We start from the raw sequence: 15,337 nt of genomic DNA, 5'->3' as shown, positions 1-15,337 counted from the left end.
CCGCCTCCATCTCGTGCGCCACGGCGAGGTCTTCAATCCAGACCACATCCTCTACGGGCGGCTCGAGGGCTTCCACCTCTCAGAGCTCGGCCGTCGAATGGCCGACGCGGCAGCAGAGAGCATGCTCGGCACGACGATCTCGCACCTCTACGCCAGCCCGCTGCTGCGCGCCCAGGAGTCGGCGCAGCCATGGGCAGAGCGCTTCGGCCTCCCCATCGAGACTGAGCCGCGCATCATCGAGCCGACCAACAGGTTCGAAGGCCAGAAGAGCACGTTCAACGCCGGGCTGCTGCTCAAGCCGAAGGTCTGGCCGTGGATCGTCAACCCGATGCGCCCGAGCTGGGGCGAGCCCTTCGTCGACATCGCCGCTCGCGTGCGCGCCGCAATGGATGACGCCTGGCAGACGGCAGACGGCGGCGACGTGGTCATGGTGAGCCACCAGTCCCCGATCTGGCTGGCGACACGCTCCATCAACAACCAGCGCCTTCCCCACCACCCGGGCAAGCGCCGGTGCACGCTCTCGAGCATCACGTCGTTCGAGCGGGAGGCGGGAGTGTGGCGCGAGGTCTCCTATCGCGAGCCGGCGAGGGAGCTGCTCGCGGCATCCACCGATCTCGGAGCCGTATGAGGCGCGCGCTCGCGGCAGCAGCGGCCGCCCTCGTCGTCGCGAGTCTCGCCGGATGCACCGCCGACCCGCTCGCAGAGCAGTACTCGAGCGGCAGCACGCAGAACTACATCTCCGGCGACGGCAGTGTCACCACGATCGCTCCAGAGAACCGCGACGAGCCCGTCGCGTTCGAGGGCGCCACGACCGAGGGGGATGCCGTCAGCTCCGACGACTTCGCCGGCGAGGTCGTCGTCATCAACTTCTGGTACGCCGCCTGCCCACCGTGCCGTGTCGAGGCGCCAGACCTCGAGAAGCTGCATCTGTCTCTCGACGGAGACGGCGCGTCCTTCCTCGGTGTCAACGTGCGCGACCAGGCCGACACCGCGCGCACCTTCGAGCAGGAGACCGGCGTCACCTATCCGTCGGTCATCGACGCGAACGACGGCAACCTGCTGCTCGCCTTCGCCGGCACCGTTGCGCCGAATGCCGTGCCAACCACGCTCGTGATCGACAAGCAGGGGCGCGTCGCCGCGCGCATCCTCGGGCAGGTCGAGTCGCCGTCGGCGCTCGACACCATTATCCGCGACACGATCGCGGAGCCATGACCGACCTGGTCGCCGGCCCGCTGGTCGCCGGGCTTCCCATAGCGTTCCTTGCCGGCCTGCTCTCGTTCCTCTCGCCATGCATCCTGCCGCTTGTTCCCGGCTACCTCGGCTACGTCGGCGGCATGACCAGAGCAGACGGCCAGCCAGACCGTCGCAGGCTCGTGGTCGGCGTGCTGCTGTTCATCCTCGGATTCACCCTCGTGTTCACTCTGTTGAGCGGTGCCTTCGGCGTGATCGGCCAGTGGCTCTTCGTCTACCGCGACCTGCTGACCCGCATCGCCGGCGTCGTGGTCATCGGCCTCGGGCTCGTCTTCGTCGGGCAGTTCACCTTCCTGCAGCGCACCATCAAGCCGGAGTGGATGCCGCGCACCGGCCTCGCCGGAGCCCCCCTCCTCGGAATCGTCTTCGGCCTCGGCTGGACGCCCTGCCTCGGCCCGACCCTCGCGACGATCTCCGCACTCAGCCTCGACAGCGGCTCTGCCGCGCATGGCGTCGTGCTCGGCATCGCGTACTCGCTCGGACTCGGACTGCCCTTTCTCGCAATAGCGATCGGATTCGGCTGGGCAGCGACGAGCGTCGCGTTCGTCAAGCGCCACATCCGTGTCGTCAACATCGTCGGAGGTGCAATGCTCGTGCTGATCGGGGTGCTCATGGTGAGCGGTCTCTGGAGCCTGCTCATGAGCCAGTTGGGGGCGGTGATCAACAGCTATGTCACTGCCATCTAGCGCGCGCCCCTCTGACCACATCGACTCGGAGCAGCCAGACCCGTCGATCTCGCAGCCCCGGCTCGGGGTCAGCGGCTACCTTCGCTTCTTCTGGCGGCAGCTCACGAGCATGCGCACGGCGCTGTTCCTGCTGCTGCTGCTCGCCTTCGCCGCGATCCCCGGCTCTATCGTTCCGCAGCGCTCGAGCGACCCGAACGGCGTCGTGCAGTTTCGCCGCGACAACCCCGACCTGTTCCCTGTTCTCGACGGCCTCAAGGTCTTCGACACCTACACGTCGCCGTGGTTCTCTGCGATCTACCTCCTGCTGTTCATCTCGCTCATCGGCTGCGTCATTCCGAGGGCACGGCACCACTACCTCGCTCTACGCGCGAGGCCGCCGCGCACTCCGGCCCGACTGGAGCGCCTGCCCGGCTTCACCGCCGTGCACTCCGACGCGGATGCCGCCACTATCGTCGAGTCGGCGCGCGAGGTGCTGCGCGCCCAGGGCTACCGAACCGAGGTCTATGGCGACTCGGTGAGCGCGGAGCGCGGCTACCTCCGCGAGACGGGCAACCTCGTCTTCCACACCGCCCTCATCGGCGTGCTCGTCTCGGTCGGCATCGGGGGTGGTTTCGGCTACACCGGCCAGCGGGTCGTCGTCGAGGGGCAGCGCTTCGTCAACGTGCTCGGCGACTACGACTCGTTCAATCCCGGTCGCTTCTTCAGCGACGAGGTTCTCGAGCCGTTCCGCATCTCGCTCGACGAGTTCGAGGCCGTCTACGAGCTCGACAACCCCGACGCGTTCGGGCAGGCGATCGACTACACGGCGAGCGTCACCACGACGGAGCCGGGCGGGGAGCCGACCGCAGCCCAGGTCAAGGTCAACGCACCGCTCGACATCGGCGGAACGCAGGTCTACCTCCTCGGCAACGGCTACGCACCGACCATCACCGTGCGGGACCCTGACGGCACCGTCGTCTGGACCGACTCCGTACCGTTCCTGCCGCAGGATGCCTCCCTCACCTCGGTCGGCGTCATCAAGGTTCCCGATGGCCTCGACGAGCAGCTCGGCATGGCGGGCTTCTTCTACCCGACCGTCGCGCAGCTCGAGTCTGGCGCCCTCGTCTCGCGCTTCCCCGACCTCGTCGACCCCCTGCTGACCCTGCGGGTCTACCAGGGCGACCTCGGCCTCGACGAGGGCGTTCCGCGCTCCGTCTACGAGCTCTCGGCCGACGACCTCACCCCGATCGCCGGAGGCGGCGCCGAGGAGCCAGCCCTCCAGCTGGCCATCGGGCAGACCGTCGACCTGCCGAACGGCCTCGGCACGATCGAGCTCGAGGGGGTCAAGCGGTTCGCGTCGTTCGACATCCACCACGATCCGTCGCAGCTCTGGGTGTTCCTTTTTGCTGTGCTCGTCGTGCTCGGGCTCATCACGAGCCTGTTCATCCCGCGGCGTCGAGCGTGGATCAAGGCGGTGAGCAACGGCGATGGCTGGACCATCGAGTACGCGGCCCTCGCCCGCGGTGAGGACCCGGGTCTGGAACGCGCCGTCGAGGAGCTCGCGCAGAAGCACCAGGCCGCCATCGCGCTTAGGCTGAAGCCGTGACCCCAGACTTCGTGTCCATCTCCCTCGTCGCGCTGTTCTCGGCTATGGCCGTGTACACCCTCGCGTTCGTCGCGTACACCCTCGATCTCGCCAAGCGCTCCGCTCCGGCTCCGGCGTCGGCGGTCGTCGTCGCAGGCGCTGCCGGCGGCACCACCGTGCTCGAGCGGGTTGCAACCGATGCCCCCGTGCGATCGCGCGAGCTCAAGGTGGCCTTCGCGCTGACGCTGATCGGCTGGGTGCTGCACGCGGTGGCCACGCTCTCGCGCGGACTCGCGGCGGGCCGGGTGCCGTGGGCGAACATGTTCGAGTTCTCGCTCACCGCCACGGCCATCATCGTCGGGGTGTTCCTCGTCGTGCAGCTCTGGCAGGACCTCCGCTTCCTCGGGGCATACGTCGTCGGCTTCGCGCTCATCCTGCTCGGCGTTGCCACCACCAACTTCTATGTGGATGTCGTGCCGCTTCCCCCGGCGCTGCAGTCGGCGTGGCTCGTCATCCACGTCTTCGTCGCCACTCTCGGCACCGCATTCTTCTCACTCGGCGCAGGACTCTCCTTCGTGCAGCTGCTGCAGGCCCGCCGCGAGGCCGGCCGCACGGCTCCGCGGTTCCTCGCGACCCTTCCGAGCGCGGAGGTGCTGGAGAACCTGGCCTACCGGCTCATCCTCGTCGGATTCGTCTTCTGGACCTTCACGCTCATCGCCGGCGCGATCTGGGCCGAGCGCGCCTGGGGGCGCTACTGGGGGTGGGACACGAAGGAGGTCTGGACCTTCATCATCTGGACCATCTTCGCCGGCTACATCCACGCCAGAGCCACCCGCGGATGGCGCGGATCACGCTCCGCCTGGCTCGCGATCGTCGGCTTCTCTGCGGTCATGTTCAACTTCACGATCGTCAATCTCTTCTTCAAGGGACTGCACGCATACTCCGGCCTGTAGACCACCAGTTCTAGGGGCAAAACGTTTCCAAAAGGTGACATTTGGTGTTTTCGTGCCTACGGTAGGTAGGTCCGCTGAATCGAAACTGATCATGGCCGGCGCTGGAATCACTGGGCGCGCGCGTCATCACTAGAGGAAACACACTTGGTTGCTCGTCGTTTGAATCGTCATTCCACTGCCGTGGCCCGGCCGGATTCTCCGGTGGCCTCGCGCGTAGTCGTAGTGCGTCACCCCGCTCCGAAGGCTCCGATCCACAAGCGGTTCCTTGGTCTGTTCACCCTCCTGGTGATTCCAGGGTTCCTGCTCGCCACCTCCCTTCCCGCTCTCGCGGTGAACACCACGACGGAGGATGCGCTCTCACTCTCGAGCGGCTCGCAGAGCACCGCCGACCTCCAGACCGCTGTGTCGGAGTCGACCGCGAGCCTGGCCGTCGAGCGCGGCGCATTCTCCGCAGAGACCCACGAGCAGCTCGCCGCACGCAAGGCTGCGGTCGCCAAGGCGGCACGCGTCGCCGCTGCCCGCGCCGGTGCGTACCGCACGGTCGGCCCGGCAGCAGCCGGCGACGACTACCCCTTCCGCACTGCTGGCGGTGGCCTCTCGCCGCTCGGCTACGTCGTGCGCCAGTGCACCGACTTCGTCGCATGGCGCCTCAACCGCGACCGCGGCACCACCGGACCGTACTCGCTCGTCTGGTCGAACATGACGCCGAGTGGTGGATCCGCTGGCAGCTGGCCGCGCGCGTGGAACAACCACGGATGGCAGACCAGCACCACTCCGATCCCCGGCGCCGTCGCCTACCAGGGCAACCATGTTGCCTACGTCAAGGCGGTCAACGGTGACGGAACCGTCGACATCGAGGAGTACAACTGGGGAGGCAGCGCCTCGTACCACACCAGAACGGTGTCGGCCGGGTCGTTCTCGCTCTACCTCTACCCGCCTCCCTGATCTAGTCGACCCGGGCTGCCAGCAGCCCGTAGCAGCGCTCGAGACGCTCGATCCACCATGCGGTGCGGTCGGGCGTCGCGGCGTTTAAGGCGAGCGTTGTCGGCGTGATGCGACGCACCTCGATGCGGCCGTCGACGGGAACGAGCGGGGCATCCGTCACATCTGCTGCGAGGAGTGCCGCGGTGCCGAGCCCGCAGTCGAACTCGAGGCTCGGCAGGGCGGCGGCGAGGTGCAGCCCCATCGAGATGCCGATCGAGGTGTCGAGGGCGCTCGAGACGACCGCTGGCAACCCGGACTCCGCCACGATCGCCAGGGCAGCCGCGATGCCGCCGAGCGGCTGCGCCTTGATAACGAGGATGTCGGCTGCCCCGGCGCGGGCGACGGCGAGGGGGTCGGCGGCCTTGCGCACCGACTCGTCGGCCGCGACCGGAATGCCCATGTACGAGATCCGCTCGCGCAGCTCGACGAGCTCGTCGATGCTCGCACAGGGCTGCTCGATGTACTCGAGGTCGAACCGGGCGAGTGCGTGCACGGCGTGCTCGGCCTCGTCGACGTTCCACCCGGCGTTGGCGTCGATGCGGATGCGGCCCTCGGGGCCAAGGTAGGCGCGCGTCGCGGCGAGGCGGGCCACGTCATCCGCGAGCACCTGCCCCCGCTCTGCGACCTTCACCTTGACGGTGCGGCACGGGCCGAACAGGTCGAGCACGGAGCCGACCTCGGCCGCGTCGACGGCGGGCAGGGTCGCATTGACCGGGATGGACGATCGCAGCAGGGGCGCGGGGGCGCTCCACGCGAAGTTGATGGCACCCGCGAGCCAGGTGGCCGCCTCCTCGTCGTCGTACTCGACAAACGGCGAGAACTCGCTCCACCCCTCCGGGCCCTCGAACAGCAGTGCCTCCCTGGTCGTGATTCCGCGGAACCGCGATACGAGGGGGAGCGAGACAACGCGGGCGGTCGAGAGCAGGGTGTCGAGGTCAGGCAGCATGGTGCCAGTCTCGCGCGGGAGGCGCGGATATCGTTGCATTCATGGCAGAGACGCGGGGTATCGAGGTCTTCGGCCGCGGCGCGACCATCGTCGATACCAGCGAGCAGCCCCGCCGCGGGCCGTGGCTCGGGCTGCTCTCCCTCGTGCTCGGACTGCTCGCGGGATCGGCAACGGGGCTTGGCGTCATGTCCGTCGCGAGCGGGTTGGCCGCCGATGCGCAGTGGTTTGCGCTCGCCGGGATCGGCTGCGGCATCCTCGGTGCTCTTATCGGGTTTGTCGCCGTCGCAGCGGGCCGCGGTGTGGGCGTCGGGCTCGTCGGAATGGCGCTGTCACTGGTTGGCAACCCGTGGATCCTCACGCGGCTGCTCGACGGGGCAGCCTCCCTTGCCGGTCACGCGTCGTAGGCTCTGAGCATGGCCTCAGCAGCACACGTCTCGGAGCTCTTCGACCCATCGACCTGGCGCGACGTCGCCGGCTTCGAGGCCCTGGAGGACATCACCTACCACCACGACGAGCGAGGCCAGGTCGCTCGCGTGGCCTTCAACCGGACGGAGGTGCGCAACGCGTTCCGCCCGCAGACGGTCGACGAGCTCTACCGGGCTCTCGATGACGCGAGGCAGAACCCGCGCATCGGCGTCGTGCTGCTCACCGGCAACGGGCCGAGTGCGAAAGACGGCGGATGGGCCTTCTGCTCTGGCGGAGACCAGCGCATCCGCGGGCGTGACGGCTACCAGTACGCGGATGGATCGGTGGGAGTCGGGAGACTCCACATCCTCGAGGTGCAGCGGCTCATCCGGTTCATGCCCAAGGTCGTCATCGCGGTGATCCCGGGGTGGGCGGCCGGAGGAGGGCACTCCCTCCATGTCGTCTGCGACCTGTCGATCGCCTCGCGCGAGCATGGGCGCTTCAAGCAGACGGATGCCGATGTCGGCTCGTTCGACGGCGGCTACGGCAGCGCGTACTTCGCCCGTCAGGTCGGGCAGAAGTTCGCGCGTGAGGTCTTCTTCCTCGCCCGCGAGTACGACGCGGAGCGCGCCATGCAGATGGGCGCGGTCAACGCCGTCGTGCCGCACGCAGAGCTGGAGGCCACCGCCTATGAGTGGGCGCAGGAGATCCTCGGCAAGTCGCCGACGGCCATCCGCATGCTGAAGTTCGCGATGAACGCCGTCGACGACGGCATGGTCGGCCAGCAGGTGTTCGCCGGCGAGGCCACCCGCCTTGCCTATGGCACCGACGAGGCGGTCGAGGGGCGCGATGCGTTCCTCGAGAAGCGGGATCCCGACTGGTCTAGCTACCCGTACCACTACTAGGTCTCGATGCAGTCGCTTCGCGACCACTCGACCCGCACTAGAGGTGCGTGATCTCCACATCGAAGGGGGTCACGACGACGCGGCGGTACTCGCCGTTCTCCTCGACGACGATCGTCGCGATCTCGTCACGGTCATCCGGGCTCAGCCTCGCTGTGATGGAACCCTCGGTGGTCTCCTCAAGCTGCTGCAGGAGGGCTGCCTCAACGCGAGCGCGGACGTCTTCTGGCAACTCGACGCCGCGGTCGTCGAGCAGCACGACCCGCAGACCGCGGTCGCGAGCCAGCCGTGCCGCTTCTGCGATGTTCTCTCCACTGAAGCCGGTCGCCCTGATTCCATCGCGCAGGGTCGACTCGAGCAGGGCGAAGTGGCGCAGCTCCTCTGCGCTGAGCGGCTCGTCGGAGATGATGCGCTCGAGTGCTGGTCGCGCGTCGCGCTCGAGGCGCGCGTTCTGGGCCGCGCGCTCTCGCGTCGCCGCCGAGGTGGCAGCCGCGAGGGTCGCGCGGGTGAGCTGATTGTTCTGAATGGCCGTTATTGTCTGGGATGCGCGGCGCAGCACGATCGCGAAGAGCGTTCCGATGATGAGCGTCGCCGACTGGCGCAGCACGTCGTTGACCACCCGCATGATCTCGAGATCGGTAACGACGGCCACGATCACCGAGACGGCCGCAAGGGCACCGAACCCGATCCAGGCGAAGCCACGGCGGCCGCGAAGCGCGAGCACGAAGAGCAGGAAGGTCATGGCACCGAGAGGCCAGGTGGCGTAGCCGGGGTTGGCCGGGTCGGCGACGTTCCACGAGCTGATCGCCGTGGTGGCGCAGACGATGAGCAGCAGGCCGAGGGTCGACCGAAGCTCGAGGGGCTCTGCGTTGGGGAGTGCGAGGATCACGAGTCCACCCCACAGCAGCACGAGGGCGACGACGCCGAGCGCGGGAACGACAAGCCCACCGAGGTTGAGCACGGCAACGATCGTCGTGCCGAGGCCGTACAGGCCGAGCACGAGCCAACCGGCCCAGCCGTTCAGCCGAAGGATGGTGGTGATCTCAGTGTTCACGACGTGCCTCGTTCCACTCCAGGGTCACGATCGTGCCCTTGCCGCGGGTGGAGTCGATCGTCGCGACGCCCCCGGCCTGCGAGTTCACTCTCGCGAGGATACTGAGGCGAACCCCGAGCCGGTCGAGTCCGACGCGCCGAGGGTTGAACCCCCGCCCGTCGTCCTTGACGACGATGCGCACTCCGCGGGGAAGCCGCTCCGCCCGAGCCGAGCGGCGCACGGGGCGCCCGTCTGGCCACGCACCGTGCCGGACGCTGTTGCGCATCGCCTCTGTCATCGCCTCGCTCAGGGCGTCGCAGACCTCGATGGGAATGTCGAGCGGGCCCTGCGGTGCATTGAGCGTGCTCGCATAGGAGACGCCTGTCGCGACCGCTGCGGTGCGCAGCTGCACGTCGAGCTCTGCTATCGACAGCGTGGCGACGAGCGGGAGGTCGCTCGCGAACTGGTCCATCTTCTGCAGTGCGCGGATCGCGCTGCGCTTGGTGATCTCGTGCGAGTCCGGGGTGTCCTGCGACGCGGCGAGGAGCGTCGCCAGCACGTCATCGTGGGTGAAGGCGTGGTAGCGGGTGCGCTGCCGTTCGAGGGTGTCGGCGGCGGCCGTGGCTGTCGCGGCGTCCTGCGCGACCTTGGCAGCGGCATCCTGCTCCCGTCCGGCGAGGAGGGACAGCTGAATCAGCGCCATGAGGAACCCGCTGATGAGCACGATCATGATCGAGTCCTGGATGGCCATGGACGCATCGGCCGAGCCGTAGGTGACGTAGCGCACGATGCCGCTCAGCACGGCGATCGTGAGCATGTAGACCCAGGACAGCACGAACGACATGGCGATCGCCGCCTCGACCGTCGCGATCGTGATCATGTTGATGATCCACGGCAGGTCGCCGCCCTCGAGGGCCCCTGGCGCCATCTCGTAGACCCACAGGGCGAGCACGGCAACACTCGCTGTCGCCTGCACGCCCGCGATGATCCGCAGCACGCGCACCGGAACCGTGAACGCGAGAATGGCCAGGATCGCGGGCAGCCCGCAGAAGACGACGATCGCAACGGCGGCGTATGTCGGCTCGAGGAACGCGGTCTGCTCGATGATCGCGGGCAGGCCGAGCACTGTGAACAGGCCTCCGCCGACCCCGATGGACACGAGGAGTGTACGGATCAGTCTGTCTAGAGCACTCTGGTTTATCACGGACCCTCACTTCCCCAGCCGTGTTGTCCCAGCGTGACACATATTCCAGCCCTCCAACGCGTGGGTTTGGCCCCATTTAGCGTCACTACGCTGGAGGGGTGACTCGGGCTCTGCGCGCGGTATGGGGGGATGACCTCGGCCCTGCGCTGCGCTCTGCCCTGACCTCTGGCGGGCCAGCGGTGTTCGCGGGCGAGGCAGTGGGTCTGCCAGACCTGGTCGCGCAGAACGTGGCTCTCGTCGTGCAGTCCAGCGGGTCAATGGCGCGGCCGAAGCGGGTCGCCCTGTCTGCCGACGCCCTTCTGGCGAGCGCTGCCGCGACCGACTCCGCGCTCGGCGGCGCCGGCCAGTGGTTGCTCGCCCTGCCAACCACCTACATCGCCGGCATATCGGTGCTGGTGCGCTCCATCTGCGCCGACACCGATCCGGTTGCGGTGCAAGGGCATTTCGACGCCGACTCGTTCGCCGACGCGGCATTGCTGCTCGAGCACCCGCTGCGGTTCACCTCCCTCGTGCCAGCACAGCTCGCGACCCTGCTCGAGAGCGAGCGCGCCCTCGTGGCGCTGCGGCGGTTCGACCGCGTACTGCTCGGAGGTCAGGCGACTCCGCCGCGGCTGCTCACCCGCGCGCTCGCGGCCGGTGTGCGCGTGAGTCGCACCTACGGGTCGAGTGAGACGGCGGGTGGATGCGTCTACGACGGCATCCCCATCGGCACCACCCGGGTGCGCATCGTCGACGGCCAGGTGGAGCTCGCCGGCCCGACCCTCGCCGAGGGCTACCTCGACGACCCGGAGCGAACGGATACGGCCTTCCACACCGACGCGGGCGTGCGCTGGTATCGCACCGGCGACCTCGGCGGCATCGACGAGGCTGGCGTGCTCAGCGTCACGGGCCGCCTCGACGACGTCATCGTGTCTGGCGGGGTGAAGGTCTCGCTCGGGGAGCTCGAGCTGCTCATCCGCCGCGAGACGCTGCTGCACGATGCCGTGGTCGTCGCGGCCGACGACGAGCGGTGGGGCCAGGTGCCCGTGGTGGTGAGCACGGTCGACGTCGACCTCGCCGCACTCCGGTCGCTGGCGAGTGCGGCGCTCGGCGCTGCCGCCGCGCCGGCGCGCGTGGTCGTGGTCGACGGGATCCCGCTGCTGCCCTCTGGCAAGCCAGACCGCCTCGCGCTTCGCGCGCTCGTGGCTCGCTAGACTCCTCCCGTGGCAAAGCAGCAGCGATTCGACCCCAAGACCATTCCGTCGCGCCCGACGGCCTCGACCAAGAGCGGTCGCCCCGGCGGGCGGCCACCCGGAGCGCCGAAGGTCGCGAAGGCCACGGCGCGCGACTGGATCGCCGGTGCGCGCGTGCGCACCCTTCCGCTCGCGGTCTCTCCCGTGCTGCTCGGCACCGCAACGGCCTACGTCATCGGCGACGGAGCCTTCCACTGGGTTCGCGCGCTGCTCTGCCTCGCGGTAGCCGTCGGCCTGCAGATCGCCGTCAACTACGCCAACGACTACTCCGACGGCGTTCGCGGAACGGATTCCGTGCGGGTCGGCCCCGCGCGGCTCACCGGCTCTGGTGCGGCTCGGCCGAGAACGGTGCTCACCGTCGCCATCGTGTTCTTTGCGCTCTCAGCGCTCGCGGGCATCCTGGTCGTCGTTCTCAGCGGCCAGTACCTGCTGCTCGCCGTCGGCGCCGTGTGCATCGTCGCCGCGTGGTTCTACACGGGCGGCAAGCGACCGTACGGCTACTACGGGCTCGGCGAGCTCTTCGTCTTCGTCTTCTTCGGCATCGTCGCCACGGCTGGCACAACCTTCGTTCAGGTCGCGACCGTCAACCTCGAGACGTGGATCGCGGGTGTGGCGATCGGCCTCATCGCGTGCGCCGTGCTCATGGTCAACAACATCCGCGACCGCGCGCAGGACGCGCTGGCCGGCAAGCGCACCCTCGCCGTGCTCATGGGCGACCGCGCCGCACGCATCACCTACGCCGTGCTGCTGGGGCTGCCGTTCGTCATCCTCGGCTTCTTCGTCGCCTTCTACGAGAACGCGGGATACGGGTACTTCGCGCTGCTCGCAGCGGTGCCGGCGATCGTGATAACCCTGACGGCGAAGACCGCCGCAGAGCTGGTCATCGCGCTGCGGCTGACATCCATCACCTCACTCGCGTTCGCGGTCGCCCTCGCGTGGGCGATCGCGTTCTAGCGGCTCGCTGCGGCTAGCGCGCGTCCTCTGCATCCTCGTCGGTTGACGGCGCCCGGCGCACCGAGGCGATGAACTCGTCGCGCTGCGGGCGGAAGAAGATGTACGCGACACTGAGCCCGACGAGCGCGGCGATGATGGCGGAGAGCCAGCCGGGAATGCCGAGCAGCATGAGGGCGGTGAGGGTCACGGCGAACAGGCCGAGTCGGATGAGGCTGTAGCTGAGCCAGGGTTTCACGGGCCAAGTCTAGGCATCGCCGGCTGTGCACCCGCGCAGGTCCGTCGCGGTCGCGAGACGTAGAATCACATCATGCCTAGAGTGTGGCTCGTTCTCGTCGTCATCGCCGTCGCGCTGACGATCTTCACCATTGTCGATGTCATCCTGACCGATCGCGGCAGGGTGCGCGGAGTGCCGAAGGCGGTCTGGGTGCTCGTCGCCGTCATCCCGGTCGTTGGAGCAGCCCTGTGGTTCCTCGTGGGGCGGGCACCGGCCACCGCGACGCCCGGCGGCCAGCGTCAGTACACAGCACCGGATGACGATGTCGCCTTCCTGCGCGACCTCTCTGCCAAGGAAGACCAAGACGAGCGCATCCGCCGGCTGGAGCGCGAGCTCGCCGAGCTCGACGACGAGCCACCCGCCGACGACCAGAAGTAGTGACCCCACCCGTCAACGCCCCCGCGAGCGACTTCGCGGCCGCCCTCCTCGCCGAGTTCGTGCGGCTGGGCGTGCGCGACGTCGTGCTCTCGCCCGGGTCGCGGTCGCAGGCCCTCGCCCTGGCGGCCGCCGATCTCGAGGCTGCCGGCAGCATCCGGCTGCGGGTGCGCATCGACGAGCGCGTCGCGGGGTTCCTCGCCCTCGGTCTGGCCGTTGAGACGCGTACCCCCGTTCTCGTCATCACGACGAGCGGCACCGCAGTCGCCAACCTGCACCCCGCGGTGCTCGAGGCGCACCACTCCGGTGTGCCAGTCATCGTTCTCAGCGCCGACCGACCGGCGGCGCTTCGCGGCATCGGCACGAACCAGACGACGGTGCAGCCTGGCATCTTCGGGGCTGCCACCCCACTGACGATGGATGTCGAGGCGCCAACCGCAGACGACGAAGCCGGCAGGGCAGAGCTCATCGCCCGCGCCGCCATCGCTGCGGCGGCAGGGCCCGTTCACATCAACCTCGCCTTCGCAGAGCCGCTGAGCGGAGTCGCGCCCGAGCCGCAGCCCATCGAGCCGGAGGCTGCACCGCTCGGTGTCGCTGCCCCACTCACACCCGTCTCCAGCCAGCCGAGAACCGTCGTCGTCGCCGGCCACGGTGCCGGCGAGCACGCGGAGGAGCTCGCCCGGCAGCTCGGCGCCCCCCTGTTCGCCGAGGTCTCGAGCGGGGCCCACTTCGGGCCGAACCTCGTCGTCGCCTACCGGCAGCTCATGGCAGAGCCGGGTTTCGGCGATGCCATCGAGCGGGTTGTCGTTCTCGGGCATCCGACTCTCAGCCGCGAGGTGCCGGCGCTGCTCCGCCGCGACGACGTCGAGGCCGTCGTGGTGCGCACCCCCGGTGTTGAGGACTACGACCCCGCCCGCAGCGCCACGGTCGTCGACGGCGTGACCGTCGACGGAGAGCCGCACGATCGGGCCTGGGTCGGCCGCTGGGTCACGACGTCGCGCACCCTGCTCGAGCGGCACGACGCCCCCGACATCCAGATCGCGATCTCTGATGCACCCCGCGACCAGGCGGCCTTCGGGCGGGCACTTCTCGCGGGTCTCCGCGCGCCCGTGTCGCGCCGCACGCTGGTCGAGGCGGTCTGGCGCATGACCTGGCCGCACGACAGGCTGGTGCTCGGGGCCTCCCGGCTCATCCGCGAGGCCGACAAGGTGGTGCCAGGCAAGAAGATCAGCGTGCACGCCAACCGCGGCCTCGCCGGCATCGACGGCACGATTGCGACCGCCGTCGGCATAGCCCTCGCCTCGCAGGCGGTGGAGGGCAACACGGGGGTCACCAGGGTGCTGCTCGGTGACCTTGCCGCGCTGCACGACGCAGGGGCGCTGCTGTTCGGTGCGGGGGAGACGCGGCCGCGAATCCAGGTCATCGTCGGCAACGACGGCGGCGGAACGATATTCGACGGTCTCGAGGTCGCAGCCTCCGCCGACGCGGAGCGATTCGACCGGGTGCTGCTGACGCAGCAGCAGGTGTCGCTCGAGTCGCTGGCCGCGGCCTACGGGTGGGAGTACCGCCACGTCGCGAACCGCGGTGACCTGGATGAGGCGCTGACGGCATCCGCGAATCCCGTGCTCATCGAGGTGCCGCTGCCTCGATAGTCGCAGCCCCTGTCTCGGGAGGCGGGCCCTGTCTCGACGCGTGGGGCCGCGCTAGCGTGGACGGATGGACTCCTCCTCCCTCCGCGTCGCCCCCGGCTTCTCGCTCGCTGGCGTCGACCCCGTCTCGACGCCCGGCTTTCTCGGTGGCAGGCGCGACGGTGCCATCGCCCTCGCCGACGGGGCGGCCGAGCTTGCCGAGCTGCAGGAGAAGCTCTTCGCCGAGAGCCGGTTCGGTGGCACCCGCAGCGTGCTGCTCGTGCTGCAGGCTATGGACACGGCGGGCAAGGGAGGCATCGTCGACCACGTGGTCGGCGAGGTCAACCCGCAGGGCGTGCAGGCCTTCTCCTTCAAGGCGCCGACCGACGAGGAGAGGGCGCACGACTTCCTCTGGCGCATCAGGCCGCGCCTTCCCGAGCCCGGCTACATCGGCGTGTTCGACCGCTCGCACTACGAGGATGTGCTGATCCACCGCGTGCGCGGCTTCTCGACGCCGGAGGCCATCGAGGAGCGCTACGGCCTCATCCGGTCGTTCGAGGAGGAGGTGACCGCCGCAGGCACCGTGATCGTCAAGGTGATGCTGCACATCAGCCCGGAGGAGCAGAAGGCCCGGCTGCAGGCGCGACTGGATGACAAAGACAAGAACTGGAAGTTCAACCCCGGCGACATCGACGAGCGCAAGCTCTGGCCCGCGTACATGGAGGCGTACCAGCTCGCCCTCGAGCGCACCTCGACCGATGCCGCACCGTGGTTCGTCGTGCCAGCAGACCGCAAGTGGTACGCGCGGCTCGCGGTGCAGCACGTGCTGCTCGAGGCGTTGCGATCGCTCGACCTCGCCTGGCCGGCGGCCGACTACGACGTCGAGGAGCAAAAGCGCCGCCTCGCCGCTTCCTAACCGCCGTAGCTCCAGCGGCGGGTTCGGCGC

The 15,337-nt window shown here is 68.9% G+C and carries 17 protein-coding genes; 13 read left to right on the top strand and 4 right to left on the bottom strand.

The window, feature by feature from the left end; genetic code table 11:
• From AC14A7_RS04500 to AC14A7_RS04475, 6 genes are all read left to right on the top strand, one after another.
• Positions 1-628: histidine phosphatase family protein (locus tag AC14A7_RS04500; RefSeq protein WP_484006692.1), on the top strand; the 628-nt coding region annotated here is incomplete at its 5' end.
• Complete coding sequence (locus AC14A7_RS04495) at positions 625-1,212, top strand: TlpA family protein disulfide reductase (protein WP_484006691.1); 588 nt, start codon at positions 625-627, stop codon at positions 1,210-1,212. The genes AC14A7_RS04500 and AC14A7_RS04495, both read left to right, overlap by 4 nt.
• Entirely contained in the window at positions 1,209-1,937 is a 729-nt protein-coding gene (locus tag AC14A7_RS04490) for a cytochrome c biogenesis CcdA family protein (RefSeq protein ID WP_484006690.1), read from the top strand. The genes AC14A7_RS04495 and AC14A7_RS04490 overlap by 4 nt, the downstream gene beginning before the upstream one ends.
• Positions 1,921-3,522, top strand: coding sequence for a cytochrome c biogenesis protein ResB (gene resB, locus AC14A7_RS04485; protein WP_484006689.1), 1,602 nt, complete (start codon positions 1,921-1,923; stop codon positions 3,520-3,522). Before AC14A7_RS04490 ends, resB begins: the two co-directional genes overlap by 17 nt.
• Positions 3,519-4,454, top strand: coding sequence for a c-type cytochrome biogenesis protein CcsB (gene ccsB, locus AC14A7_RS04480; protein ID WP_484006688.1), 936 nt, complete (start codon positions 3,519-3,521; stop codon positions 4,452-4,454). Before resB ends, ccsB begins: the two co-directional genes overlap by 4 nt.
• Before the next feature lie 201 nt (positions 4,455-4,655).
• Positions 4,656-5,399, top strand: coding sequence for a CHAP domain-containing protein (locus tag AC14A7_RS04475; protein WP_484006687.1), 744 nt, complete (start codon positions 4,656-4,658; stop codon positions 5,397-5,399).
• A 1-nt stretch (position 5,400) separates the two neighbouring features.
• On the opposite strand, the gene AC14A7_RS04470 is transcribed toward AC14A7_RS04475, so the two are convergent.
• The gene (locus AC14A7_RS04470; RefSeq protein WP_484006686.1) at positions 5,401-6,384 is read right to left on the bottom strand and encodes an o-succinylbenzoate synthase; all 984 of its coding nucleotides are present in this window, start codon (positions 6,382-6,384) and stop codon (positions 5,401-5,403) included.
• 41 nt (positions 6,385-6,425) lie between these two features.
• Between AC14A7_RS04470 and AC14A7_RS04465 the strand changes: the two genes are divergently transcribed.
• Positions 6,426-6,788, top strand: a complete 363-nt coding sequence (locus AC14A7_RS04465) for a hypothetical protein (protein ID WP_484006685.1) — start codon at positions 6,426-6,428, stop codon at positions 6,786-6,788.
• 9 nt (positions 6,789-6,797) lie between these two features.
• A complete protein-coding gene (locus AC14A7_RS04460) occupies positions 6,798-7,694 on the top strand; it encodes a 1,4-dihydroxy-2-naphthoyl-CoA synthase (RefSeq protein WP_484006684.1) in 897 nt (298 codons plus the stop codon).
• Positions 7,695-7,731: 37 nt separating this feature from the next.
• Here the strand turns inward: AC14A7_RS04460 and AC14A7_RS04455 are convergent, their stop codons facing one another.
• Together AC14A7_RS04455 and AC14A7_RS04450 are read right to left on the bottom strand one after the other, a co-directional pair.
• Complete coding sequence (locus AC14A7_RS04455) at positions 7,732-8,745, bottom strand: hypothetical protein (RefSeq protein WP_484006683.1); 1,014 nt, start codon at positions 8,743-8,745, stop codon at positions 7,732-7,734.
• Entirely contained in the window at positions 8,735-9,883 is a 1,149-nt protein-coding gene (locus AC14A7_RS04450; RefSeq protein ID WP_484006682.1) for an ATP-binding protein, read from the bottom strand. Before AC14A7_RS04450 ends, AC14A7_RS04455 begins: the two co-directional genes overlap by 11 nt.
• A 143-nt stretch (positions 9,884-10,026) precedes the next feature.
• Here AC14A7_RS04450 and AC14A7_RS04445 point away from each other — a divergent pair, with 143 nt between their 5' ends.
• Positions 10,027-11,121 (top strand): AMP-binding protein, encoded by a 1,095-nt coding sequence (locus tag AC14A7_RS04445; RefSeq protein WP_484006681.1) that lies wholly within the window; start codon positions 10,027-10,029, stop codon positions 11,119-11,121.
• Positions 11,122-11,130: 9 nt separating this feature from the next.
• Positions 11,131-12,114, top strand: coding sequence for a 1,4-dihydroxy-2-naphthoate polyprenyltransferase (locus AC14A7_RS04440; RefSeq protein WP_484006680.1), 984 nt, complete (start codon positions 11,131-11,133; stop codon positions 12,112-12,114).
• 13 nt (positions 12,115-12,127) lie between these two features.
• Here the strand turns inward: AC14A7_RS04440 and AC14A7_RS04435 are convergent, their stop codons facing one another.
• The gene (locus AC14A7_RS04435) at positions 12,128-12,349 is read right to left on the bottom strand and encodes a DUF4229 domain-containing protein (protein WP_484006679.1); all 222 of its coding nucleotides are present in this window, start codon (positions 12,347-12,349) and stop codon (positions 12,128-12,130) included.
• Between the two features lie 72 nt (positions 12,350-12,421).
• On the opposite strand from AC14A7_RS04435, the gene AC14A7_RS04430 reads away from it, so the two are divergent.
• The 3 genes from AC14A7_RS04430 (at position 12,422) to AC14A7_RS04420 (ending at position 15,307) form a co-directional block, all read left to right on the top strand.
• Positions 12,422-12,766, top strand: a complete 345-nt coding sequence (locus AC14A7_RS04430) for a PLD nuclease N-terminal domain-containing protein (protein ID WP_484006678.1) — start codon at positions 12,422-12,424, stop codon at positions 12,764-12,766.
• Positions 12,766-14,415, top strand: coding sequence for a 2-succinyl-5-enolpyruvyl-6-hydroxy-3-cyclohexene-1-carboxylic-acid synthase (gene menD, locus AC14A7_RS04425; RefSeq protein WP_484006677.1), 1,650 nt, complete (start codon positions 12,766-12,768; stop codon positions 14,413-14,415). The genes AC14A7_RS04430 and menD overlap by 1 nt, the downstream gene beginning before the upstream one ends.
• A 64-nt stretch (positions 14,416-14,479) precedes the next feature.
• Positions 14,480-15,307 carry a polyphosphate kinase 2 family protein gene (locus tag AC14A7_RS04420; protein WP_484006676.1) on the top strand — a complete coding sequence of 276 codons (828 nt, stop codon included), beginning with the start codon at positions 14,480-14,482 and terminating at the stop codon, positions 15,305-15,307.
• Positions 15,308-15,337: the final 30 nt, after the last annotated feature.

The organism is Conyzicola sp., from assembly GCF_057073975.1.
The sequence above is the reverse complement of the archived record's forward strand: the minus strand, read 5'-3'. Positions and strand labels throughout refer to the sequence as shown.

Excerpts from the sequence above, each read along its gene's own strand:
- AC14A7_RS04460 (WP_484006684.1), top strand. The coding sequence starts at position 6,798 with ATGGCCTCAGCAGCACACGTCTCGGAGCTCTTCGACCCATCGACCTGG.
- AC14A7_RS04465 (WP_484006685.1), top strand. The coding sequence starts at position 6,426 with ATGGCAGAGACGCGGGGTATCGAGGTCTTCGGCCGCGGCGCGACCATC.
- AC14A7_RS04495 (WP_484006691.1), top strand. The coding sequence starts at position 625 with ATGAGGCGCGCGCTCGCGGCAGCAGCGGCCGCCCTCGTCGTCGCGAGT.
- AC14A7_RS04490 (WP_484006690.1), top strand. The coding sequence starts at position 1,209 with ATGACCGACCTGGTCGCCGGCCCGCTGGTCGCCGGGCTTCCCATAGCG.
- AC14A7_RS04470 (WP_484006686.1), bottom strand. The coding sequence starts at position 6,384 with ATGCTGCCTGACCTCGACACCCTGCTCTCGACCGCCCGCGTTGTCTCG.
- AC14A7_RS04430 (WP_484006678.1), top strand. The coding sequence starts at position 12,422 with ATGCCTAGAGTGTGGCTCGTTCTCGTCGTCATCGCCGTCGCGCTGACG.
- AC14A7_RS04420 (WP_484006676.1), top strand. The coding sequence starts at position 14,480 with ATGGACTCCTCCTCCCTCCGCGTCGCCCCCGGCTTCTCGCTCGCTGGC.
- resB (WP_484006689.1), top strand. The coding sequence starts at position 1,921 with ATGTCACTGCCATCTAGCGCGCGCCCCTCTGACCACATCGACTCGGAG.